The 24,202-nt window shown below is 56.1% G+C and carries 21 protein-coding genes; 11 read left to right on the forward strand and 10 right to left on the reverse strand.

Annotated elements, in window-relative coordinates:
• The first annotated feature begins 171 nt into the window (after positions 1-171).
• The 4 genes from HNQ92_RS24735 to HNQ92_RS24750 all read left to right on the forward strand — a co-directional run bounded on the left by HNQ92_RS24735 (position 172) and on the right by HNQ92_RS24750 (position 7,096).
• On the forward strand, positions 172-1,524 hold the full coding sequence (locus tag HNQ92_RS24735; RefSeq protein ID WP_184178487.1) for a TolC family protein: 1,353 nt from the start codon (positions 172-174) through the stop codon (positions 1,522-1,524).
• Between the two features lie 25 nt (positions 1,525-1,549).
• Positions 1,550-2,686 carry an efflux RND transporter periplasmic adaptor subunit gene (locus tag HNQ92_RS24740; RefSeq protein ID WP_184178489.1) on the forward strand — a complete coding sequence of 379 codons (1,137 nt, stop codon included), beginning with the start codon at positions 1,550-1,552 and terminating at the stop codon, positions 2,684-2,686.
• Between the two features lie 105 nt (positions 2,687-2,791).
• Positions 2,792-5,980 carry an efflux RND transporter permease subunit gene (locus HNQ92_RS24745; protein ID WP_184178491.1) on the forward strand — a complete coding sequence of 1,063 codons (3,189 nt, stop codon included), beginning with the start codon at positions 2,792-2,794 and terminating at the stop codon, positions 5,978-5,980.
• A 213-nt stretch (positions 5,981-6,193) separates the two neighbouring features.
• The gene (locus HNQ92_RS24750; protein ID WP_184178493.1) at positions 6,194-7,096 is read left to right on the forward strand and encodes a bestrophin family protein; all 903 of its coding nucleotides are present in this window, start codon (positions 6,194-6,196) and stop codon (positions 7,094-7,096) included.
• A gap of 20 nt (positions 7,097-7,116) precedes the next feature.
• Here HNQ92_RS24750 and pgl read toward each other — a convergent pair whose 3' ends face one another.
• The 4 genes from pgl to HNQ92_RS24770 form a co-directional block, all read right to left on the reverse strand.
• Positions 7,117-7,830, reverse strand: coding sequence for a 6-phosphogluconolactonase (gene pgl, locus HNQ92_RS24755; RefSeq protein WP_184178496.1), 714 nt, complete (start codon positions 7,828-7,830; stop codon positions 7,117-7,119).
• Positions 7,831-7,835: 5 nt separating this feature from the next.
• Positions 7,836-9,344, reverse strand: a complete 1,509-nt coding sequence (zwf, locus tag HNQ92_RS24760; RefSeq protein WP_184178498.1) for a glucose-6-phosphate dehydrogenase — start codon at positions 9,342-9,344, stop codon at positions 7,836-7,838.
• On the reverse strand, positions 9,344-10,771 hold the full coding sequence (gene gndA, locus HNQ92_RS24765; RefSeq protein ID WP_184178500.1) for an NADP-dependent phosphogluconate dehydrogenase: 1,428 nt from the start codon (positions 10,769-10,771) through the stop codon (positions 9,344-9,346). Before gndA ends, zwf begins: the two co-directional genes overlap by 1 nt.
• A 204-nt stretch (positions 10,772-10,975) precedes the next feature.
• The gene (locus tag HNQ92_RS24770; RefSeq protein ID WP_184178502.1) at positions 10,976-11,878 is read right to left on the reverse strand and encodes a DUF2911 domain-containing protein; all 903 of its coding nucleotides are present in this window, start codon (positions 11,876-11,878) and stop codon (positions 10,976-10,978) included.
• Between the two features lie 71 nt (positions 11,879-11,949).
• Between HNQ92_RS24770 and HNQ92_RS24775 the strand changes: the two genes are divergently transcribed.
• On the forward strand, positions 11,950-12,492 hold the full coding sequence (locus HNQ92_RS24775; RefSeq protein WP_184178504.1) for an NUDIX hydrolase: 543 nt from the start codon (positions 11,950-11,952) through the stop codon (positions 12,490-12,492).
• Here HNQ92_RS24775 and HNQ92_RS24780 read toward each other — a convergent pair.
• The 6 genes from HNQ92_RS24780 to HNQ92_RS24805 form a co-directional block, all read right to left on the reverse strand.
• Positions 12,482-14,164 (reverse strand): S8 family peptidase, encoded by a 1,683-nt coding sequence (locus HNQ92_RS24780; protein WP_184178506.1) that lies wholly within the window; start codon positions 14,162-14,164, stop codon positions 12,482-12,484. The two genes, HNQ92_RS24775 and HNQ92_RS24780, sit on opposite strands and share 11 nt — an antisense overlap.
• The gene (locus tag HNQ92_RS24785) at positions 14,161-14,850 is read right to left on the reverse strand and encodes a hypothetical protein (RefSeq protein ID WP_184178508.1); all 690 of its coding nucleotides are present in this window, start codon (positions 14,848-14,850) and stop codon (positions 14,161-14,163) included. Before HNQ92_RS24785 ends, HNQ92_RS24780 begins: the two co-directional genes overlap by 4 nt.
• 22 nt (positions 14,851-14,872) lie before the next feature.
• The gene (locus HNQ92_RS24790; protein WP_184178510.1) at positions 14,873-16,117 is read right to left on the reverse strand and encodes a 3-phosphoshikimate 1-carboxyvinyltransferase; all 1,245 of its coding nucleotides are present in this window, start codon (positions 16,115-16,117) and stop codon (positions 14,873-14,875) included.
• A 219-nt stretch (positions 16,118-16,336) separates the two neighbouring features.
• Positions 16,337-16,783: a GNAT family N-acetyltransferase gene (locus tag HNQ92_RS24795; protein WP_184178512.1), complete on the reverse strand. Its 447-nt coding sequence runs from the start codon at positions 16,781-16,783 to the stop codon at positions 16,337-16,339.
• A 102-nt stretch (positions 16,784-16,885) separates the two neighbouring features.
• Positions 16,886-17,506, reverse strand: coding sequence for a hypothetical protein (locus HNQ92_RS24800; protein WP_184178514.1), 621 nt, complete (start codon positions 17,504-17,506; stop codon positions 16,886-16,888).
• Positions 17,507-17,615: 109 nt separating this feature from the next.
• On the reverse strand, positions 17,616-18,233 hold the full coding sequence (locus tag HNQ92_RS24805) for a DUF502 domain-containing protein (RefSeq protein ID WP_184178516.1): 618 nt from the start codon (positions 18,231-18,233) through the stop codon (positions 17,616-17,618).
• A gap of 419 nt (positions 18,234-18,652) precedes the next feature.
• Here HNQ92_RS24805 and HNQ92_RS24810 point away from each other — a divergent pair, with 419 nt between their 5' ends.
• From HNQ92_RS24810 to HNQ92_RS24835, 6 genes are all read left to right on the forward strand, one after another.
• Complete coding sequence (locus HNQ92_RS24810; RefSeq protein WP_184178518.1) at positions 18,653-19,726, forward strand: Ldh family oxidoreductase; 1,074 nt, start codon at positions 18,653-18,655, stop codon at positions 19,724-19,726.
• Between the two features lie 44 nt (positions 19,727-19,770).
• On the forward strand, positions 19,771-20,808 hold the full coding sequence (gene mltG / locus HNQ92_RS24815; protein WP_184178519.1) for an endolytic transglycosylase MltG: 1,038 nt from the start codon (positions 19,771-19,773) through the stop codon (positions 20,806-20,808).
• Positions 20,809-20,865: 57 nt separating this feature from the next.
• Positions 20,866-21,291 carry an acyl-CoA thioesterase gene (locus HNQ92_RS24820; RefSeq protein WP_184178522.1) on the forward strand — a complete coding sequence of 142 codons (426 nt, stop codon included), beginning with the start codon at positions 20,866-20,868 and terminating at the stop codon, positions 21,289-21,291.
• Positions 21,292-21,293: 2 nt separating this feature from the next.
• A complete protein-coding gene (locus HNQ92_RS24825; protein ID WP_184178524.1) occupies positions 21,294-22,214 on the forward strand; it encodes a YihY/virulence factor BrkB family protein in 921 nt (306 codons plus the stop codon).
• 322 nt (positions 22,215-22,536) lie between these two features.
• Positions 22,537-23,553 (forward strand): glycosyltransferase, encoded by a 1,017-nt coding sequence (locus HNQ92_RS24830; protein WP_184178526.1) that lies wholly within the window; start codon positions 22,537-22,539, stop codon positions 23,551-23,553.
• A 21-nt stretch (positions 23,554-23,574) separates the two neighbouring features.
• Positions 23,575-24,201: an L-threonylcarbamoyladenylate synthase gene (locus tag HNQ92_RS24835; protein ID WP_184178528.1), complete on the forward strand. Its 627-nt coding sequence runs from the start codon at positions 23,575-23,577 to the stop codon at positions 24,199-24,201.
• Position 24,202: the final 1 nt, after the last annotated feature.

Consider the following 24,202-nt stretch of genomic DNA (forward strand, 5'->3'; position numbering starts at 1 on the left):
AGGTAAATGATGTTGCTACTTTTAATTTTAATCGTTAGGGAAACTATTCTACCGCGGCAGCGCTTTTCAGTTCAGTCGACCATGACAAGTATCCAGTAGTTTATTAATTAACCACTGGTTGATTAGTTGGGTACTTATTGTCCTAATTATTTGTTTATTAGAAAGTTATACATGAAAGCATGGAAGGTGCTTTTCGGGGGCCTGCTACTGATGTGCGGCCCTGACATGGTGCAATCACAGACACTATCCGATACCCTATCGCAGCCAGCGTCTCTCTCGGAATGCGTGGCGTACGCCTTGAACCATCAACCCTACGTTCGGCAAGCCCAACTGGACGAACGTATCGCCGAACGAACCATCCAAAGTCGGCTGGCCGACTGGTTTCCGCAGGTCAATTTGAACTACAATTTTCAGCACTTTCTGAAGCTCCCGGTCATTATTCTGCCCGACTTTGCCAACCCGACGTCGGGCGTTCGGCGGGAAGTACAGACGGGCGTAGCCAATACCTCCACGGCGGCTTTTTCGGCCACGCAAAGTATTTTTAATCGCGATCTGCTGCAGGCAGGACAAACCGCCCAGGCCGTGCGCGCCCAGGCGAACTTAAACACCAAGCGAACCAAAATAGACGTAACGGTGGATGTGAGCAAGGCCTACTACGAGGTACTACTCACCCAGCAGCAAGCCGACATCATCGAGTCGGACATTGTGCGGCTGGAGCGGAGCCTGCGGGACGCCTACAATCAGTTTCAGGGTGGCATTGTAGACAAAACCGATTACAAACGGGCTACCATTGCCCTCAATAATTCCAAAGCCCAGCTAAAGCGCGCTCAGGAGCAGCTCGATGCCCGCTACGCTTCCTTGAAGAACCTCATGGGGTATCCGGTGCAAGGTACCCTGGTGGTGCTCAATGATTCCACCAACCTGGAAGCCGAAGCGATGCTGGATACCAACCTGATCCTGCATCCCGAAAGCAGGGTCGAGTACCAGCTACTACAGACCCAGCGGAGCTTGCAGGAGGCGGATGTACTTTATAACCGCCGTAGCTACCTTCCCACGGTGTCCGCTTTTTTAAATTATAATCTGATCCATCAGAACCAGGAGTTCTCGGAGCTCTTTAACCGATCCTTCCCCAACTCGCTGTACGGTCTTACGCTTACCTACCCTATCTTCCAGGGTGGGAAGCGCCTTCATAACATCAAAGCCGCTCAACTCCGGCTTGACCGGCTGGACTGGGAATTTGTGGCGTTGCGCAACGCCATTGGGGCCGAATACGCGCAGGCCCTGGCCGACTACAAAAGTAACCTGAACGACTACCTGATGCTGCGGGAAAACCGGGAACTGGCGCAGGAAGTGTACGATGTGATCAATCTCCAGTACAAGTCGGGGGTGAAGACGTACCTCGAAGTAATTATTGCCCAGGCAGACCTGCAGGCGGCTGAGTTTAACTACATCAACGCGTTGTATCGTTTGCTGAGTAGCCGCTACGATGTGGAGCGGGCGCTGGGTTTCATCAATCCGTATTGATACCGATATACAAGTGTATACTATCATGAATAAAATGGTTTCTTTGGCCCGCCTGGCGTTCTTACTGAGTGCCGGGCTCGGCGTTGTTTCGTGCGGAAAAAAAGAGCAAGCCGCGCAGCAGGCCCCCCCACCGGTAGATGTAGCCACCGCGCGGGTAGACCAGGGCGATGCTACCTACTTTGATTCCTATCCGGCTACGGTTACGCCGCTAAAACAGGTAGAGCTGGTGGCCATGGCCAGTGGGTACGTAACGGGGATTTACTTCGAAGACGGCCAACGCGTGCGGAAGGGGCAGCGCCTCTACAAAATTGACCAGGACCAGTACCAGGCCGGCATTGACCAGGCCGCTGCGGACTTGAGCGCGGCCGAAGCCAACGAGCGACGGGCCAAAAAAGACGTGGATCGCTACCAGGAGCTGGACAAGCAGGAGGCCATTGCCCGGCAGGTACTTGATAACGCCGTAGCCGAGCTTGAGGCGGCCCAGATGCGGGTAAAAGCCGCCAAGGCGGCGCTGGACCGCACAAAAGTGAGCCTGGACTACGCCAACATCAGCGCCCCCTTCAGCGGTACGATGGGGATTTCACAGGTACGGCTCGGAGCGCTGGTTTCGTCCGGACAAACGCTCTTGAATACCCTTTCGACCGACGACCCCATGGCCGTGGACGTGGCCGTAGACCAGAAGGAGATCCCCCGCTTCACCAAATTGCTTCAAAATGGGAGTAAAAACGCGGACTCGCTCTTTTCGCTTACCTTGCCCGACGGGAGCATTTACCCCCGCAAGGGACGCATCGAACTCATAGACCGGGCCGTGAATGCCCAAACGGGTACCATCAAAACCCGGCTGGTATTCCCGAATCCCGACGGGATGCTGCGTCCCGGCATGACCTGCAACCTGCGCGTAAGAAATAGCACGGGGGGGAGCTCCCTGATGATTCCTCAGAAGGCGACCGTCGAGCAAATGGGCGAATTTTTTGTGTACGTAGTGCAGGGAGATAGCGTGGTGCAGCGCCAGATAAAGCCTGGAAACGTCATTAACGGAAAAATTGTGGTGCGGGAAGGGCTGAACGAAAATGACGAAGTGGTGACCGAGGGCGTACAGAAACTCCGCAACGGAGCCAAGGTAAAAACGGGTACTGCTGCGCCCGCCCCCCGCCCCAACTGACGCGAGTGACGACCCTAAGGTACCTGCTCCGTGTAGCCATAACACCCACGTAACGGCCGGGATTTTCCGAGCTGAGTACTACTAATATCCTGATCAGACAAATTCATGTTTGCGAATCGATTCATCGAACGACCCATCCTGGCCATTGTCATTTCGCTGGTACTGCTACTGGTGGGAACGCTGGCCATTCTTAATTTGCCCATTAGCCAGTACCCGGATATCTCGCCTCCTACCGTGCAGATTTCGGGTAGCTTTACGGGAGCCGATGCGTCTACCGTAGAGCAAACCGTAACGACTCCCATCGAAACCCAGGTGAACGGTACCCCCGGCATGACCTACATGTCGAGTACCAGTACCAGCGACGGCCGAACGGGCATCAACGTGGTTTTTGACGTAGGTACCAACGTGGACATTGCCGCCCTCGACGTACAAAACCGCGTGAGTGTGGCCGCGCCCCAACTACCCAGTGAAGTAACGCGCCTCGGGCTTACCGTACGGAAGCGCAGCCCGAGTATCCTGATGCTGGTAGCGCTCTATTCACCGGAAGGTACCCACGATGTGAACTTCCTGAATAACTACGCCAACATCTACGTGCGGGATGCCTTGCTGCGGGTCAAAGGGGTAGGGGATATTTTCAGCCGTGCCGATGACTTCAGTATGCGCGTGTGGTTGCAACCCGACAAGATGGCGCAGCTGGGGCTTTCTTCGGCGGAAGTAGTGACGGCCCTGCAAGAGCAGAATTTACAAGTAGCCGTGGGTGCCATCGGCGCGCCACCCCAGCAGTCCACGCAGGCTTTTGAGTACACGGTTTTTACCAACAGCCGTCTCACCACCGTGGATGAGTTCAATGACGTCATTGTGCGTACCCGGCCCGAAGATGGCTCCATTGTGTACCTCAAAGACGTAGCGCGGGTGGAACTGGGCAAGTTCAGCTACATTGGCAACTCGTTTGTCGATGGCAAAAGGGCCGCCTACCTGCTTGTGTACGAGGCTCCGGGGAGCAATAGCCTCGAGACGGCGGAAGGGGTATACGCAGCCATGCGGAAAATCTCGCAGACTTTTCCCAACGACCTGGGGTACCTGGTTCCGTTCGAGTCGGTGTCCATCGTTCAGGTGTCCATTGACGAAGTCGTGAAAACCCTGGCCGAAGCGCTCCTGCTGGTGATTGTCGTCGTGTTTGTGTTTTTGCAAAGCTGGCGGGCCACGCTTATTCCGTTGCTGGCCATTCCGGTCTCCATCATCGGTACCTTCATTTTCTTTATCCCGATGGGCTTTACCATCAACACCCTCACCATGTTCGGTTTTGTGTTGTCCATTGGTATCGTGGTCGACGACGCCATTGTAGTGGTGGAGGCCGCCCAGCACTACATCGATGAAAAAGGCCTCTCGGCCAAGAAAGCCACCCGCCGCGCCATGAAGGATATTTCGGGCCCCGTGATTGCCATGGCGCTTATCCTGGCGGCGGTGTTTGTACCCGTGGCGTTTGTGCCGGGTATTGTGGGGCGGCTGTACCAGCAATTTGCCATCACCATTGCCATTTCGGTCCTTATCTCGGCCCTGGTAGCGCTTACGCTGACGCCCGCTCTGTGCGCCATGTTGCTGCGACCCATGAAGCTGGACAAAGACTCCAAAGGGCTTAATAAAGTATTTTACCGTTTCAATACCTGGTTTGGACGGGTTACCAGTCGCTATTCGGTGGGGGTACAAAAGGCCATCCGGTCTACCCCGCTGGTATTGATTTTACTAATCTGTACCTACGTGGGTACCGGCTTCTTGTTCGGCAATAAGCCCACGGGTTTCATTCCCGTAGAAGACGGTGGTCGTCTCTTTGTGACCTACGAACTACCCGAGGCGGCTTCGACCACGCGTAGTATCGAAACCCTCGAGCGCGTGATGAAAATCTTGTCCGAAACGCCGGGCATTGGGCACTACGCGGGCTTGGGTGGTCTGAACGTCGTTACCTTTGCGTCCAAGTCCAACAGCGGTACGGTGTTTTGCCAATTGGAACACTGGAAAGATAGGAAGGCCGACTCGCTCAGCCTGGATAATATTGCCGCCAGCCTCCGCCGAAAACTGGCCGACATCAAGGAGGCCAAAGTGGTGGTTATTACGCCGCCGTCTATTCCTGGCCTGGGTCGTACGGGCGGATTTAGCTTCGTGCTGGAACAGCGCGAGAGCAACGATGACATCCGGACTTTCGAGAGGGTAGTGACTAATTTTGTGGCGGCGGCCAACCAACGCCCCGAAATCACCGGGGCTTTCTCCTTCTTTACGGCGCAAACCCCCAGCTACCAGCTCACGGTGGACCGCGCGAAGGCCAAGCAACTCGGCGTATCCATTGCCGAGGTGTACAGTACCCTGCAAACCTACCTCGGGAGCCGCTACGTCAATGACTTTACGCTCTACGGGCGCAATTTCCGGGTAGTAGCCCAGGCCGATACCAACTACCGGTCCGACATCAAAGAGCTCGGGAAGTACTTCGTGCGCAACCAGTCCGGGCAGATGGTACCCATAAGTACCTTGGTGACGCACGAGGTAGTTGAGAGTGCGCCGCTCATTTCGCACTACAACCTGTTCCGCTCCACGGAAATCAACGGGAACTCCCCTGCCGGATACAGCAGTGGAGAGACGATTCAGGCCCTGCGCGAAGTGGCCGACCAGGTACTTCCCGTGGGGTATGGCTATGAGTTTTCGGGTTTAAGTTTGGAGGAAATCAACGCCGGATCGAGCACCTTCTACATCTTTGGGCTGTCGGTGGTCTTTGTGTTTCTCTTTTTAGCCGCCCTCTACGAGAGCTGGTCGGTACCCTTCGCAGTCATTTTGGCGGTACCCATCGGAGCCTTTGGCGCTATCGTGGCCTTGTCGTTTTTCAAGGATATTACCAACAATGTATACGCCCAGATCGGTCTGCTGACGCTCATCGGGCTGGCGGCCAAGAACGCCATTCTGATCGTGGAGTTTGCCAAGGAACGCGTTGATCACGGCGAATCCATCTGGGATGCTACGCTGGAGGCCGTCGAGCTACGCCTTCGCCCCATCCTCATGACCTCCCTGGCCTTTATTCTGGGGGTACTTCCGCTGGCATTTTCGAGTGGGGCGGGAGCCGCCGCCCGGAACACCATCGGCTGGACGGTATTTGGGGGGATGTTGGCCGCCACGATGCTGGCAATCTTTATCGTACCGGTCCTTTTTGCGCTGATCGCCCGCCTGGCCTACGGCCGTAAGAGTCTTACCGAGCGCGGCGAGGTACGTGCGCCCAGCCCGGCGGAGGGAAGTGAGGAACACGACGTATAGCTCAGGCAACGCATTGGAAATTAATTAAAAAAGAGGCTCTCGAAAGCCTCTTTTTTTGTAATCGGATTAGTACCGTGTATAGCCAGAGGTAAGTCAGTTTTTGCCACCGATGCAACGAGGAAATCAGGCTATTTTTCGCCTGTTAAGTGGATAAACCGAACACAAATCAACCAAAAAAGTTATCTGATTAAGTGGATTTGCTATTTACTACCTATGTACATTAAACAGTTCTTTTCGGTTTGGCGTTTGTTGCTGCGCATTTGGCCCAGCGTACTGGGGATCACCCTGTACGCCACGTTGGTATTCTACCTCTATGAGCATTTCAATTGGCACTTTTTGCTTTTTCCCATCTCGGTAGTTACGGTGGTGGGTACGGCCCTGTCGCTGCTGCTGGGTTTTCGAACCAACTCGGCCTACGACCGCTGGTGGGAAGCCCGGAAGATCTGGGGGGAAATTGTGAATGATAGCCGGACGCTGGTGCGCCAAACGATGGCTTTTGTGAAAGCGTCAGAAGAGGAGGAAGCCCGGCTGGCCCGGCACATTGCCCATTTGCAGATAGCCTGGTGCTACGCGCTGGCCAACTCGCTGCGAAAACTCCCCGTGATGGTGCGGGCAGATCTGCACCTGAATGAGGAAGAGAAGGCCTTTGTGGCCCACCACGACAACGTACCTAACGCGATCCTACAGCTGATTCAGAATCAGTTTCGGGATGCCTACGACCAAGGGTACCTGCATCCGCTATTTTTCCAAAACCTGGACGATACCATCCGGCGGCTGTGCGATGCAATGGGGAAGTGTGAGCGCATTAAAAGTACCGTCTTTCCCACCCAGTACAGCTTTTTTATCCTTATTACCGTCGTCATTTTTACGCTCATCTTGCCGATGGGCCTGGTGGACAGCATCGGGGGGCTGGCCATTCCGGTTACCTTCATGATTTCCTGGCTGTTTTTGTACGTGGAGTCAATTGCCTTTATTATGCAAAACCCCTTTGAGAACAACGCCAACGATACGCCCATGACGGCCATTTCCCGCACCATTGAGATCAACCTGCTGCAACTGATCGAAGAAGCCGTTGTGCCCGATAAAACCAAGCCCAAGGATGGCTACGTGATGTAAAGTACCCGAGTGCGTGTAAACTACCCCCCGGCGGCCGCTTCGTCCAGGTACCAGTACGTATTTCCGTCGGTGGGACGAATCAACTGGACGGGATAGGTGTCGGGTTGGTAGGGGGCCATCGGCAAAGTGCGAAGTACCTCTGCCTTGGCACTACCCGTAACCAGAAATAGCACGTTCCGGGCCTCGTTGAGGAGCGGCGGGGTGAGCGTAATGCGGTACTCTCCCTCCTTAGGTACCTCGCGTACCCAGCGCTCCGTCTCGGCAAGTACCTCCGTACCCGGAAATAGTGAGGCCGTATGGGCATCCTCGCCCAGCCCCAGCAGCACCAGATCGAAGCGGGGCGAAGTACCCTGCCAAAAATCACGCAACGTTTGCTCGTACGTCTGGGCGGCCTGCCCGGGAGCTAGCTCCGTAGGTACCTGGAAAACCTGCGAAGACGGAACAGGTACCTGCTCGAGCAGCGCCTCGCGGGCCATGCGGGCATTGTTGCGTTCGTCCTGGGCGGGCACGCAGCGTTCATCACCCCAAAAAACCACGACCTGGGGCCAGGGTACCTGGTCGCGGTAGGGTACTTGGGCCAGGTACTCGTACAGCCGCCGCGGCGAAGTACCCCCCGAGAGTGAAATCACAAACCGGCCGCGCTGCTGCACGGCTCGCTGGGCCTGCTCCACAACGAAGCGGGCGGCGGCTTCGCAGGCGGCCTCGGTGGTGGGGAAGGTGAAGGTACTTTCCATAGCGGCTATTTTTCCAGGGGTAGGGCAATCCAGTTGTGGCCGTCGCGGGCAATGAGGGCCTCGGATTCTTCCGGACCTTGCATACCCGAGGCGTAGTTGGGAAAGCTGATGGAAGGATTGGCCTCCCACTTGTGCAAAATGGGCATAAGTACCTCCCAGGCGGCTTCTACCTGATCGGCCCGCATGAAGAGCGTGGCGTCGCCCAGCATCACGTCCAGGAGCAGGGTTTCGTAAGCTTCCGGACTGCCCGAGGGGTAGTTTTCTTTGTAATTAAAAAGCATATCCACCGGATTGAGCTGCATTTTGAGGCCGGGCCGTTTGGCCTGGAAACGCAGGCGAATGCCCATCTGTGGCTGGATGTTCAGGATGAGGCGGTTGGGCTGCCAGTTTTCGGTAGCCTGGCTCGGAAACGACTGGTGTGGTACCGGCTTAAACTGGATCGTGATCACCGAGATGGATTCACTCATGCGCTTGCCCGTGCGGAGGTAAAAGGGGATGTTGCTCCAGCGCCAATTGTCGATAAAAAACTTAAAGGCCGCGAAAGTATCCGTATTGGAGTCGGGCAGTACGCCCTTTTCTTCCCGGTAGCCGGGTACTTTCTTGCCCTCGATCCAACCCGCTCCGTACTGGCCCCGCACGGCATAGTGGTGGACTTCGTCGCGGCTGATTTTCCGTAGCGCGTGCAGCACGTCCACCTTTCGGTTACGGACCTCGTCGGCGTCAAATGACACGGGCGGCTCCATGGCAATGAGGCAGAGGAGCTGAAGCAAGTGGTTCTGGATCATGTCACGCAGGGCCCCGGCGTGGTCGTAGTAGCTGCCGCGGTCTTCCACACCCAGCTGCTCCGAGACGGTAATCTGCACGTGGTCAATGTAGTTGCGGTTCCAGAGGGGCTCGAACATGGCGTTGGCAAACCGAAACGCCATGATGTTCTGCACGGTCTCCTTGCCCAGGTAGTGGTCGATGCGGTAGATCTGGCACTCGTGAAAGAGCGTGAGCAGGAATTGATTCAGCTTTTTGGCACTTTCCAAGTCGTGTCCGAAGGGTTTCTCAAACACAATCCGGCTGAGCTTGTCGTCAGGGGCCAGGCCGGCCTCGCCTACCTTGGTGGCGATCTGCTGCACGTGCTGAGGCGGCAACGACATATAAAAGACGCGGTTTACCGCCCCGCCCCATTCGTCTTCCAGGGCCGTGATTTGCTTTTTGAGGCTAGTGTAGGTACTGTCCTGATCGTAGTCGGCTTTCTGGTAAAAAATCGTTTGGGCAAATACCTCCCATACTTCCGGTTTTGCCTTTCCCGTTCGGGAAAACTTATTGATGCCATCCAGCAGGTGGCTCCGAAAGCCTTCGTTACTCATCTCGCTTCGGCCTACCCCAATGATCGCAAAGTGCGGATCGACCCATTGGTCAAGGTAGAGGTTATACATGGCTGGTACGAGCTTGCGCCAGGTGAGGTCACCCGTTGCGCCAAAAATGACAATAATCGTCGGCTTCGCTTTTTTTTCTGCTTCCATTATTCTTCCGGAATTGGGTTCCATTGCGTGTGAAAAATACCTTCGCGGTCGTTGCGCTCGTAGGTATGCGCGCCAAAGTAGTCGCGTTGGGCTTGGATCAGGTTGGCCGGTAACCAGCCGCGGCGGTAGCTATCGAAGTAGGAGAGCGAAGCCATCAGGGCCGGGACGGGTACGCCCGTTTCGAGGCTGGTCTTGGCTACCAGGCGGGCGCTCGTTTGCAGGCGGTTGAGCTCGGGAGCAAAGGTGTTGCTCACCAGCAGGTTGCTCAGGTCAGGCTGCTCCTCGAAGGCCGCGCGGATTTTCTCCAGCAACGTAGCCCGGATGATACACCCTCCCCGCCAGATGCTGGCTACGCGGTCGAGCCGGGTGTTGTATTCGTACGATTGCGAGGCATGATGCAGCAGCGCCATGCCCTGCGCGTACGTAATGATCATAGCAAAATAAAAGGCCTCGGCCAGGAGTTCGGGGAGCTCGTCGGGGTTGGCGTGGGTAGTTAGGTCGGGGCCTTTTAGGTACTGCTCGGCGGCCTGGCGTTCTTCTTTGTACGACGAAACATCCCGCATAGACACGGCCGCGTCGATGGTGGTGATGGGTACGTGCAGCTGCATGGCGTCCTGGGAGGTCCACATGCCAGTCCCTTTCTGGTGCGCCTGGTCCAGAATGCGATCAATGAGAAAACCGCTGGTGAGCTCATCTTTTTGCGCAAAAATATCCGCCGTAATCTCGATCAAAAACGATTGCAGGGGGCCTTTGTTCCATTCGGAAAAGGTATGTTGCAAAGCCGTGTTGTCCATGCCAACAACCTCCTTCATGATGTGATAAAACTCCGCAATGAGCTGCATGAGGGCGTATTCGATGCCGTTGTGCACCATCTTGACGTAGTGCCCCGCCGACCGCGCCCCGATGTAGGTGACGCAGGGCTCGGCGTTGACCTTGGCCGCGATGGCTTCGAGCAGCGGGGCCACGCGTTCGTAGGCTTCGGGGTCGCCGCCGGGCATGATGCTGGGGCCAAAACGCGCGCCCAATTCTCCGCCCGAAATACCTACCCCCATGAAATGGATATTTTGTTTGGCCAGTTGCTCGATGCGGCGGTTAGTCTCGCGGTAGTTTGAATTCCCGCAGTCAATGAGCAGGTCTTCGGGCGAGAGGTGCGGGGTCAGGTCCCGGATCACGGCGTCGACGGCGGGGCCTGCCGGTACCAGAATCAGGATGGTACGGGGTACTTTGAGAGCGGCCAGAAAGACTTCCAGGTTATCGGCCCCAAGTACCTCCCCGGCGCCGGTGGCATCCTGCTCCAGGGCGTCGCCCTTTGCTTTGTCTTTATCAAAACCCACCACGGAAAAGCCATGGTCGCTCATATTAAAAACCAGGTTGCGGCCCATGGTGCCCAGCCCAACCATGCCGTAATCGTACGTTTGTGTTGCCATAGTAAAAGGTATTAGCGTAGTCGATGATGGGGGTTTGGGTAAAAAGATGCGTGCCAAAACCCAGTCCATCCGCGTTTGAACTGCTATATACTATTTTTTTACTAAGAACACCTACCTCCACGAGTGTATTTGACAAATTCATAAAAACCAGCGCCGCCCCGGATCATGGGGGCGGCGCTGGCTAGAGATCTTCATACGCTACTTTTATTTCTTCTTTTTCCCTTTGGAAGCCGTTGCGGTGGTAGTAGCGGTGGGTAGTTTGGCGGTGATGGCGGCAATGCCGCTTTCAATTTGGGGCTTCATGTAGCTGTAGGCACCGTCGTTGGAGGTCGCGCCCAGCGCCAGGGCTTTTTGGGCCAGCGGCAGGGCCTCAGCCTGCTTGCCCATCTTGGCTAGAATCTGCGCTTTCAGCCATACGTTGCGGAAGTTTTCCTGCAAGCCAATGGCCTTGTCGGTGAGCGCCAGGGCGCGGTCCAGCTCGTAGCCTTTGGACAGCCAGTAAGTAGCGGTGCTCAGCAGCACGGCCTGGTCTTCCGGGTGTTCAGCCACGGCTTTCTCCAGCGTAGCCAGCGTGTTTTGGGTGGTGGTTACATCCAATTTAATGGGTACATTCACCGAAGACCACGCCAGGTTCAGCTTGGCGGTGCTATCGGTGACGTCGGAGAAGCTGATGGTAAACGACTCCGCAAAAGGGGCCGAACTAGGGTAGGCCGTGATCCGGGCCACGTCCTCGGTGTTTTGGTAGGTAGTGGCGGTGGCTTTGGTATTTTTGTTCAGAATGATGGTCCACTGCCCGCCACCCGGAATGGTGAAGAGTGCGTACTTGCCCGCGGGTACTTTTTGCCCACCAAAGGTAAAGTCCGTGCTGGCTTCGATCGTGGTGGTGGCGTTGGCGCCGGTGCGCCACAGTTGTCCGTAAGGTACCAGGGTACTTTCCCCGAAAATGGCGCGGCCTTTGGCACTGGGGCGGGAGTAGAGTACCGTGAAGTCGGTGACGCCCACGGTTTGCATCACACCCGCCGACGGGCTGGGCTGAGGTACCCGCTGGGCCAGGGTAGTGCTGGCGACGGCCAGGGCGAAAGCGAGGGAGAGAAAATACTTTTTCATGGGGTTCCGTGGTTTGATTGTGTTTAACTTTGGGGTAAAATTAGAACGAAAAAACCACAAACGCTACTCCGATGCACCGCCAGGTACTGCTTACCTTGCTCGACCGCTACGAGCCCTGGGACTTAAACGAAGCCCGTATGTACCTGGCTACGAAGGAATTTGTGCGAGCGCAGCCGCGCTGCTTTGAGCGCTCGCTGGCCGAGGGGCACGTCACAGGTTCGGCCTGGATTGTGTCGCCCGACCGCACGCAGGTACTTTTGATGCACCACCGCAAGCTCGACCGCTGGTTTCAGCCCGGCGGGCACTGCGACGGCGACAGCGACGTACGTCGGGTGGCTTTGAAAGAAGCCGAGGAAGAAACGGGCGTGCAAAATCCGCGGGTGGTTGGCGACGGCATTTTTGACGTGGATGTACATCTGATCCCGGCCAACGCCAAGGAAGCCGCGCACTACCACTACGACATCCGTTTTTTGCTGGAAGTGGACCCTAAAGTACCCGTTGTCCAAAATCCGGAGGCGAAGGAGGTACGCTGGGTACCTTTGGCAGAAGTAGCGCGCTACAACGACTCGGAGTCGATCCTACGGATGGCCCGGAAGCTGCACCCTACTGCTTGATGAATCGGAGCGTGTAGGTACCTTGGGTAGTAGTAAATCGCAGCAAATACAGACCCGCCGAAAGGTACCTGACCGGAATCACGACGGTGGGCCCAATAGTTTGCAGACTGGTACTTACCAAGGTACCCGATGGGTGCAGGATCCGGAATTCTACCCGCTCTCCCGGGAAAAAAGAGCCCAGCGAAAGAAGGAGCTCGTCGGTAGTAGGGTTGGGATAAAGCAGGGTAGGTATGGTTGAATTGGACGGCTGACCAAGTGGCCCGTACTCGGCCTGAATGATTTGCTGCGCCGTGGCCAAGTTAGGTACCCCGTAGCCCAGAAAGTTGTCGGGGCGGCTGGCCTGGTGGCCCGACTTCCGCAGCACATCCCGGACCTGCTGGGCCGTCAGGAACGGATACGCCTGCCACAAAATGGCGGCCATGCCGGCGATCTGCGGCGCGGAGAAAGAGGTACCATTGCTGGTAGAAATACCGCCCTGCCCCACCTGATTGCCCACCACCACGCCCGCCCCCACGGCGGCTACGTCGGGTTTGAGCAGGCCGTTGGCCGTGGGCCCGATGGAGCTGAAGGGGGCAATACTGCGGTCGAGGTAGGTAGCGCCCACCGACACCACCGAGTCCACGTCGGCCGGAGCGGTGATGTACCGCCAGGCGTCGTTACCCTCATTGCCCGCCGAGCACACCACCAAAATGCCCTTGCGGGCCGCCCAGCGCGCCGCGCGCGAAACGATCGTCGTCTGCCCGTCCATGTTGGCGTAGGTGTAGTTATAGGCGGGGGTGTCAAATTCACCTTCAAATACATTGTAGCCCAGCGAAGTATTGATGATGTCGGCCCCGAGGCTGTCGGCGCGCTCGGCGGCCAGGAGCCAGGTTACCTCTTCGTAGGGCGACTCGCTGTATTCGTTTTCGGTGCGGTACAGCGCAAAACTAGCCTCGAAGGCCGCCCCGACCAAACTGCCCGGCTGGTTGGCGGCGATAGTCGAAAGCACGTTGAGGCCGTGGTTGTGATCATTATACACGTCGCCGTCGCGCCCGATGTAGTCGTGCGTATCCAGCACTTTTTGGTCGTTGTACAAATGCCTTAGGTACCCTACCTGATTGGCCCGCAAAAAACCCGCGTCAAACACGGCGATGAGCATGCCCTGACCGCGGTAGCCCGTTTCCTGAAAGGCAGGTACCCCCAGCAGCGCCAGTTGGTTGCGCATTTGGCCGTGGTCTATAGTTTCCAAAGTACCTAGTTTTTGGCTCACAGCCCCCAGGCGGGCCAGGCCGCGCGTAGGCTGGGCGTTGAGGTTGGCCAGGGGGAGGCCGTGTTCAATACTGCGGTAAAAAGGTAAGTTCCGGATGGCCGCTAGCTGCGCGTCAGTGGCTTCGACCAGGGCGGCATTGAACCAGCGGGAGCTGTAAAGTACCTTCGCGCCGGTTTGGCGCAGCGCCTGGAGGTAGGCTGGGTTCACGGGCAGGTCGCTCTCCGTAACGGCGATGTTTTGCCGCTGCCGCCGAGCCAGGGCCCGCTCGGAAAGAAAGGCCGTCGGGTTCTGGATCGAGTACGGAGAATTGGCTTTGTCGGCCAGCCGGACGAGGTACCGGGGCGCTACCTGCGCCGGGGTACTTTGGGCGAGTACCAATAGCAGCAAAAGGGGCAAAATGCCGTAGTAAATGGTTCGTTTCATCGCTTTCCGTACCGGCTAATGGTGCTCACTTGTTTTAGGCCAAACTCAATCACTCCCTGCCCGACGCACGAGCCCGCACTACAAAATTGCACCGCAATCCGCTCCCGGCGTATCAGCCCCACGCCCTCGGCGTAGGTTTCGAGCTGGCGCTGCTGCGAAAGGAGCGTGGAGTCGTCCTGCCGTACAATGGTAGCAGTACGCTCAAAAAGTGTGCCGCCCACGGTGGCGGGGGTACCTACGTGCCGTGCCTCAAACCACCGCTCACCCAGGGTGGTGTACACATGGCCGTTCCAGGGAGTACGTTCGGTGATGGGAAAAACCATCCGAACGATCGGCTGGCCGTTTTCGGTACGCACGGCCTGGTTGGGCGTGCGCCAGGCGGTCAGGACCGAATCTACCCGCCAGGGCTCGGACGGTGCGTTGCGGACGGCGTGCTCGATCCGGTACACGCGCTGCTGATCCAGCGAGGTACTTGAGTCGATGACGGTCTCGCGCAGGTAGTAGGTGCGGGTAGTGGGGGTAGGTTGGTTCAGAAGGTAGTTCGTTTCGGTTACCTCGTATTCCGCGTAGCGGCCTACCTCTAGCGGAAAGTACCCATAGCCCGGCCCGGGTTGGGGCTGGGTGTCGGGCTGGCAGGCCCACAGGGCGGTCGCCAGGCAAAGGAGGAGACAGGAACGTCGCAGCATACGGTGTTATAACCCAAAAGCCCTACGAAAGTTGCAACTCTTCCCAGGTCGTTACCTGGCCCAAGTCTTCCCAGAAACCGGGGTATGATTTCACCACCACACCCGGCTCCTCGATGATCACCGGCGCGCGCATGCCCGCCGGGGCGAAGGCCATCGCCATGCGGTGGTCGTCGTAGGTATGGATGGAAGCGGGCTGGTCGGGGGTAGTTTCGCGTACGCGTTTCACTTCGTAGCGGTGGTTGGGTTCCACCTCGGTGAGCTCGGCTCCCAGCTTTTGGAGCTCTTGCTGCAGCGCATAGATGCGGTCGGTTTCCTTTATTTTAAGGCTTTCTACGCCCGTCATGGACAGGTAAATGTTTTTCATGGCGCAGCATACGGCCACGGTTTGGGCCAGGTCGGGGCAGTCGGTGAAGTCCCAGCCGATGGCGGGCGCGGCTTCGGTTTTTTGCAAAAGTACCCCCCGATCGGTAAAGGTACTTTGTACGCCCAGGTGGCTCATGATGTCCACGATGGCGCTATCGCCCTGCAACGAATTCTTTTTAAGACCCAGGAGCTCCACCTCGGCATCGTCGGCCAGGGCCACCAGGCTGTACCAGTAGCTCGCCCCCGACCAGTCCGACTCGATGGCGTAGGCCGTAGGCTGGTAGGACTGGGCAGGTACCTGGATCGTTTTGGCGTTCCAGTTGGCGTCGTAACTGATCCCAAACTGCGCCATTTGCTGGAGCGTCATTTCAATGTAGGGCCTTGAACCTACCTCGCCCTCCAGCCGGATCGTGAGCCCCTGCGGTAGGGTAGGAGCCACCATCAGCAGGGCCGAAATGTATTGGCTGCTCACGTCACCGCGCAGGGACACTTCGGCCACGCCTGAGTACGAAAAACCCTCCAGCAACAAGGGCGGGTACCCTTCCTTTTGCTCGTAGCTGATGCGCGCGCCCAGCGTCCGGAGGGCGTCTACCAGCAGGCCGATGGGCCGCTCGCACATGCGGGGGGTACCTGTCATGCGCTTGGACTGGCCCGTCAGGGCGTAGTAGGCCGTCAGGAACCGCATGGTAGTACCGGCGTCGATGACGTCGGCGGTGGGGTCCGTAGAAGCCAGCAGGCGCTGCATGGTTTGGCTGTCGCGGGCTTCGGAGATATTGGTAAGCTCGCTCTGAAAGTCCGTGAGGGCGTTGATAATCAGGGCGCGGTTGCTTTCGCTTTTGGAGGCCGCCAGCCGGATCACGGCGCGGATGGGTTGCTGGGGAGGGTGTACAAGAATGGCTTTCACGAGAACGAATTCAAGGATAAAACGAAGAGACAAGTACCGGCCGCTGGCGCCAGGTACCTACCCCGAAATTGACGCGCGCAAGGTACGCATTTTTTTGCGGAGCGGCCGACTCAGCCGCTTTCAAATGTAAGAAAGAAGGTACTTTGGCGGGGTACTTGGGAGTGCTTGCCGGTATTTTTAAGGTACCTTGGGCAAGGTACCTGCGGGCTATACGCAGAGTTAGAGCATCATCTGAAGCAGCGGAAAGGGCTTGCCCATGTTGTCGTACTCACAGCGTTTAATTACTTTAAATCCCAGGTGTTTGTAAAAGCCCACGGCCTGTTCGTTTTGTTCGTTCACCTCCACCCGGTTGGCCTTACATTGCCGAATAGCGTACTCCATAAATGCTTTTCCCATGCCTTTGTTTCGGTAGTCAGGATGAATAAAAAGCATTTCGATTTGCTGGCCGACTGTTCCCAGAAAGCCCATGATCCGGCCGGACGAAGGGTCGCGGATGCAGCATAAATCCACTACGGCCAGGTATTCGTTCAGGATGAGGGGTTTAAAAAACTGGATATCTTCTTCGGACAAAAAATCGTGCGTGGCGCGGACGGAAGCCTCCCAGACGTCTACGATCTCCGCGTAACTTTCCTTCCCGACCCGCTCAATGGTAACGTTTTCTTCCATACTATCCATTTTTAATTTAAAGCCTCATGATAATCAAGTGGGCTCCTACAATTTTATATCAGGGCGCGGCAAAGTACCCTGAGGAAAGAGATCAGGGCCTGGTCAGTACGTTTGAAGTACCTTCAGGCGGTTGTTTTTGTTGATCCGAAGGGAAGAAAAGCTGAGCTTGTAGCAAATAATACCGGTACCAACGAGGGCTCCCCCTACGGCCAGGGTTTGGCGGTCGGTGGTGAAGCGTTGGTCGTCAATGCCCTTGTTGAAGAAGTCGGCCCCGATGTAAATAAGCCCCGCCAGAGGCAGCAGGAAGGCCCCCTCGGTGACCCAGGGAATGCGCCGGAATACTTTGATACGATGTACCTGGGTGAGCGGAATCTCGCGGTACTCCATGCGTTCGAGCACATCGTTGATGATAACAATGCTGAAGGTACTATCGCTGACGCTGGCCAGGGTCTCGTTGAATTTAATGGATTCGTCCTTCAACCGGAAACGCATATCATCGCCGGGAAAGAAGCGATGGCGGTGAAAGCCCCCCCAAAATGGAGAAACGTCCAGGGCCAGGTACCTTTGGCCCGCCTTGGTGAATACGCGGTTGGTAGGATCTTTTTTCAGCAGGAGTTCTTCATTACTCAGGGCGCGGGCCGGATCGTAATGATCCTGGGCCCGAAGCGAAGCGCTCAGGAAGCAGCAAAATACCAGAATAGAATACGGTACGGGTAGTCGCATGGTTGAGTACGGATGCTCCAAAGATACGGAATCCTCTTATAAAACGGCCAAAAACGCCAAAGTGTTGCGCCTTTGTCCCGATTAAAAGGGCCGAACACCAGCCAGGTACCTAGGGAGCCTGGTCCTCTACGGTAGCTTTCACCGACACCCCGCCCGACACAATCATTTTCATGATGTCGGTGCTGGAGGCGTTGAGGAGCTTTATACTGGCGGCCGGTACCAAAAACAGCTCACCCGAAAAGGCGTACGAATGCGGAATGTACACCGCAACGTACCCTTCGATCTCGAGATGGCTCAGGTCGGTTTGGGTAATGAAGCCCAGCTTGCACACGTCTGAGTCGCGATTGACCGTGATCAGCACGGGCTGGTTGAATTTTTTCTGATCACCCACAAAAGCAGAAATAAGGTCTTTGATGGAATAGTAGATCAGGCTCACGAGCGGAATCCGGCGCATCACGCTCTCGCTGAACTTAAAAACCGACTGCGGTACGACAGTTGAAAAAAAGAAACCCAAGAAAATGATGCCCGACAATATGATGGCCACGCCCAGGCCCGGCAGGTACACCGACCGCTTGTTGGAAATGGGAATGTTAATGGGCAGAATGCTATCCAGGAACTCGACGCCCGACCAGATGATTAGGATTGTGAAGTAGGTGGGCGCAATGACGATAAGCCCCCGAACAAAGTACGACAGGATGCGTTTCAGAAAGGCATTGTTGATCTCCATGGATCAAGAGGGTAGAGGTGAGTGGTCTGTGAGTTGTTCTTAAACTTTTAAAATCAAAACGCAGGATGAGCGTTTGGGTTTTGCGTCAATACTATTTTTTTAGTAAGTACCCTCTCGGGCTCGAGGGGCCGGGAGGGTACTTTGGGTACTCAACGACGATAGCGTGAGGTAGGTTCCCCACCGGAGGGCCCTTGCCGCGCCGTTCGCTCAATGGTATTTTTCCTATCCGTAGACGGAAAGCGATGGGCGGAAGAGGGAGCGGTAGGGGTAGTTTGGCAACTACTTATTTTGTAACGCGGGTAGCTATTCGGATATTTGCGGCCGATGTGCACATCAGGGCGCTTAGGCCCGGCTGTTGCGCTGTTTGGTAAAATAGGTTGGTTGATTACCGTCATTCTACTCCTCTCATCACTTCGTTTATGTTTCAGGCTCATTATCTACAGCAGTTTGTCGAAGCCGTTTTCAAAAAAATAGGCTGTCCGCCCCACGAGGCGGCCCTGGCCGCCCAGGTACTGATCAGCGCCGACTTGCGGGGCGTCGACTCCCACGGCATTGCTCGCCTGGCGGGCTACGTGCGGCTGTACGACCACGGCCGGCTGAACCCTACCCCCAACGTCCATATTGTGCACGAAACCCCCAGCACCGCCGTGGTAGACGGCGACCGGGGGCTGGGGCTGGTAGTGGCACCCCGGGCCATGGAAATTGCCATGGAGAAAGCCGAAAAGGTAGGCTCCGGCTGGGTAGCGGTGCGCAATTCCAACCACTTCGGCATTGCGGGCTACCACGCCATGATGGCCCTGGAAAAAGACATGATCGGCTGGACCATGACCAACGCCGCGCCCCTGGTGACACCTACCTTTTCTTTGGACAAGTTGTTGGGTACCAACCCCATTGCCGTGGCGGTACCAGCGGACGAGCAGCCCCCTTTTGTGGCTGACTTCGCCTCGACGGCCGTTGCTTACGGCAAATTCGAGATCTTGCAACGGAAAGAACTACCGGCCCCGCTGGGCTGGGCACAGGATGCGCTGGGCCAGCCGACCACCGACTCCAACGCCGTTCGGAGTGGGGGAGGGCTGCTTCCGCTGGGTACCGACCGCGAGCACGGCAGCCACAAAGGCTACGGGCTGGGGGCCATCGTGGACATTTTTTCCGGGGTACTTTCGGGAGCGAACTTCGGGCCCTGGGTACCTCCCTTTGCCACGGCGGGTTTCATGACGGCCCAACAGGCCGTGGGGCTGGGTACCGGGCACTTTTTAGGGGCCATGCGTGTTGACGGATTTCAGCCCGCCGCCGACTTTAAGCGCAGCATGGATACCTGGATCGGGGCCTTTAGAAACGCCCGGGCCATCGAAGGCGAGCGGGTACTGATCCCCGGTGATCCCGAACGCGAGATGGAAGCGCAGCGGCGCGAAGCGGGGATTCCGCTCCTGGGGCCGGTGGTTGCCATGCTTCGCGAACTGGCCGAACGTTTTGAACTGGAATTTGAAGAATAAGCTAGCTTGCCAACAACTCACTATCCACTAGTACCTACTTAGCTATGTCAAGAAATGTTAAGATTGGGGCTTTCCTAGCCCTGGCCGTTATTACCACTACCTTTACGTTTTACTTCTGGCAGATTTTCAAAACCCCCAACCTTCAGCTCGAAAAGGAGGAAAGTTTTGCCTTGCTTATACCGGAAGGAGCCACCTACCAGACCGTCCTGGACTCCCTGAAAGCGCACGAGGTTGTGAATGACCAGATTTCGTTCCGCTTCCTGGCCAAGCTCCTGGACTACCCCGAAAACGTAACGCCGGGCCGGTACGTCATCAAGCCGAATGCTACCAACTACACGGTGATCAAAAAGCTGCTCTCGGGCGTGCAGGACCCCGTGCGGCTCACGTTCAACAACATCCGGCTGAAGGAAGATCTGGTGAACCGGATCGGCCCCCGGTTCCAGTTTGGGACTAACGAGCTTCGCACGGCCCTCAGCGATCCGGAGGTTTGTCACAAGTACGGCCTGGATACCCTCACGGTGGTCAGTATGTTTTTGCCCAATACGTATGAGATATTCTGGGACGTCAGTACCGAAAAATTCCTGGACCGCATGCACAGCGAGTACCAGAAGTTCTGGAACGAGGAGCGCCAAGCCAAAGCCAAGGCCATTGGCCTGACGCCCGTGCAGGTAGCTACGCTGGCTTCCATCGTAGAAGAAGAACAAGCCCGCAATAAGGACGAGCGCCCCCGCGTGGCGGGCCTGTACCTCAACCGCCTGAACGCCCAGATGCCGCTGCAAGCCGACCCTACCATCAAGTTTGCCCTGCAGGATTTTGGAATCAAGCGGGTGCTGCACAACCAGCTCCTGGTCGACTCGCCCTACAATACCTACCGCTACGTGGGCCTGCCGCCGGGGCCCATCCGCGTGGCCGACCTTACGTCGCTGGACGCGGTACTTAACCACGAAAAGCACAACTACATCTACATGTGTGCTAAGGCCGACTTATCGGGCTACCACGCCTTTGCCGAGACCTACGCCGACCACCTCAACAACGCCCGCATGTACCAGGCCGCGCTCAATCAGCTTAATATTCGAAAGTAAATTCAACCCGCTGCGTGGGAGGCGCCAAGGTACCTGCTGCGTATTCTGTGATTCTGCATGTTTATACACGAAGTAACGGGTATCCGCGTTCGCTATGCCGATACCGACCAAATGGGCTACGCTTACTATGGCAACTACGCCCGCTACTACGAAATAGGCCGGGTAGAAGCCCTGCGAACGCTGGACTTTCATTACAAAGCCATGGAGGAGAGCGGCGTCATGATGCCTGTCTACGAGCTGCATACGCGCTACCTGAAGCCCGCCCGCTACGATGATCTTTTGGCCGTAAAAGTACTAATTCAAAACCTTCCGTCGGTTCGGGTCGTTTTTAACTATGAAATTCGCAATCAGGAAGGTACTTTATTGAATACGGGTGAGACAACCCTGGTTTTTCAGCGCCGCGATACCGGCCGCCTCTGCCAGGCTCCGGCCAACTTGCTGGAAAAACTAGCCCCCTACTTCCACGACCATAAACCCCACTAGCTATGCTCGAGAAACTGTTGGAAAATCGCTACTTTCGGCGAATAGAACAATGGTTGCGCAGCACCACCCTCTTTCGGGGCTCCGTATCGCTCTACGACATCCTGGTCAATCTGATTGACAAAATCCTGGTGTATGACATCGACCAGCGTGCTACGTCCGTAGCGTTTAGCCTTACGCTCGCTTCCTTTCCGGCCATCATTTTTCTTTTTACGCTCATTCCCTACATCCCGGTTGAAAACCTGGACGCGCAGATCATGGAATTTCTGCAGGAAATGATGCCCGAGGGGATTTACAGTGAAGCCGAGCAAACCATCCTCGACATCGTGAGTCGCCCGCGCCGAGGGGTACTTTCGGTGGGTTTTTTGCTGGCGCTTTTTACGGCTACCAACGGCATGGTGTCGCTGATGCGCTCCTTCAACATGGTGTATCACGACGTCGAGAACCGCGGATTTTTTAAAACCCGCGCCATCGCGACCCTACTCACTTTTTTGCTGGCCCTGGTGTTGTTTGTTTCGGTCGTGCTGCTGGTGGTGGGCGACCGCGTCATGGCCGTCGTGGGCGACTGGGACATCATTCAGGAAGGCTGGATCATAGCCCTGGTAAACATCACGCGGTATGTGATCACGCTGGCCGCCCTCACGCTGGCGGTCTCCTTGATCTATCGCTTCGCGCCCAAACGTACCGTCCGGCTATCTTTTTTCAACATAGGGTCCATGATCGCTTCGGTGCTCATTATGCTATCCACCACGGGCTTCTCGTTTTACCTTTCCAATTTCGGCTCCTACAACAAGCTGTACGGCTCCATCGGGACCATGATCGCGCTCATGATCTGGCTGTATTTGATTTCGTTGCTGATCATTTTTGGTTTTGAAATCAATGCCAGTATCATCAGTGCCAAAAAAGTAGAAAGTACCAAAAAATAAAGGCCGATCTGGAAACCAAGTCGGCCTTTGATGCATTACCCTAATCCAATGTATACCAAGTACCCTCTAACGACTTCATAAGCTTTGAAAGGTACTTGGCACAAGCCTTCACCACCAATTTTGGTGCCATCTTTTAAAGAAGGTACTTTAGTATAGGTACTATTTCAAAAAATCATCAGGCATAATTATAAAGTACCCTACATGGCATCACTGGTTTAACCGGACGAGACCGTATAATCAAATATTTGTTACTATTTGTTATAAAGGGTGTAAATAGCGGTAGAAGTATTTAGTGAAAAAGCAGAAGCGAAGAGAGCCAAGCATGAAGGAAAGTGCTAAAATAGAACCGTTGGTAAGCGTTGTATGTACCACTTACAATCAGGGGCCATACGTGGAAGAAGCGCTTCGGTCGGTACTTACCCAATCTTATCGAAACATAGAGCTAATCATCATTGACAACGCCAGTACGGACCAGACGGTGGCGATCATCAAACGGATAGTGCGCGAGCACCCGCGGGTCAAATTCATAGCCAACCCCGAAAACCGGGGCCTGTGCAAGGCGTTCAATCAAGGGCTGTACCTGGCCCGCGGGAAGTACGTCATCGACTTGTCGGGAGATGACCTGCTGCTCCCGCAACGCATCGAGCGGCAGGTAGTTGCCTTTGAGCGTTTGTCCGACAGCTACGGGGTGTTATTTTCCAACGCCCGCTACATCGATACCCACGGCGAGCCGCTGCACGAGCACTATCCGCTGGATTCTAAGGGGAAAGCCAAAGTACCCGTTCCTTCGGGTGATGTTTACAAAGAGATTCTTCGAAAGTACTTTATCTGTACGCCCACGATGATGATCCGACGCAGCGTACTGGACGAGCTGGGCGGCTACGACGAATCCCTGAGCTACGAAGACTTTGATTTTTGGGTGCGGTCGGGGGTGCGGTACCGGTACTTTTACCAGGACGAGATCCTGACCCACAAGCGCATCGTACCGCATTCGCTCTCGGGAGAGGTGGCCCGGCCGGGGAACCAAATCCTGGAGTCGACCTACGCCGTCTGCAACAAAGCCTACGACCTGAATCGTGACCAGGAAGAATTCGACATTCTGGCCGCGCGAATTCGGACTTTCATCCGCAAATGCCTGTACGCGCAGGAGTTTGAGCTGGCCGTTCGCTTTCGTAAGCTGCTCAACTACATCGAAGATCCCGACCTCCTGACGGAGGCGATCGTGTTGCTCTGCCGGCTTCGGCTCCCGATCAACGGAATTTACCGGTTTTACTTAGCCAACTTTCAAAAAAAGCCCCCGCGGCGGAAGGATTTAGCGCTTGATGTTGTTGTACCCTAATGAACAACCAGCCTAGTTAGTATGCCTGCCGCTTTTGTACGAATCTATCCCGACAACCCCGACCTGCGACGGATCCGCGAGGTAGCGGAGTGCCTGCGCGACGGCGGGTTGGTGATTTACCCCACCGATACCGTCTACGGCCTGGGGTGCGATATCCACAACACCCGCGCCGTCGAGAAGGTGGCCCGGATCAAGGGCATCAAGCCGCAGAAGAATGATTTTTCGTTTATCTGCTACGACCTGAGCCACATTGCCGACTACGCCCGGGTGAGCAACGCCGCCTTCAAGCTCATGAAAAAAGCGCTGCCGGGTCCATTTACGTTTATTTTGGAAGCCAGCTACCGGGTACCGAAGCTGCTGCACACCAATAAAAAAACGGTGGGTATCCGCGTGCCGGACAATGCCATTCCCCGGCAGATTGTTCAGGAGCTGGGAAACCCCATCATTACTACCTCCATCAAAGACGACGACGAGATCATCGAGTACTCCACCGACCCGGAGCTGATCTACGAAAAATTTCAGCACCAGGTTGATCTGGTCATTGATGGCGGCTACGGCGGTAACATCGCCTCTACCATCGTGGATGCTACAACCGACGACTTCGAGGTGGTACGCGAAGGGTTGGGAGAATTATACCGCTTTTTGTAAA

Origin of the sequence: Rhabdobacter roseus, assembly GCF_014202275.1 — a bacterium.
Taxonomy (GTDB): domain Bacteria; phylum Bacteroidota; class Bacteroidia; order Cytophagales; family Spirosomataceae; genus Rhabdobacter; species Rhabdobacter roseus.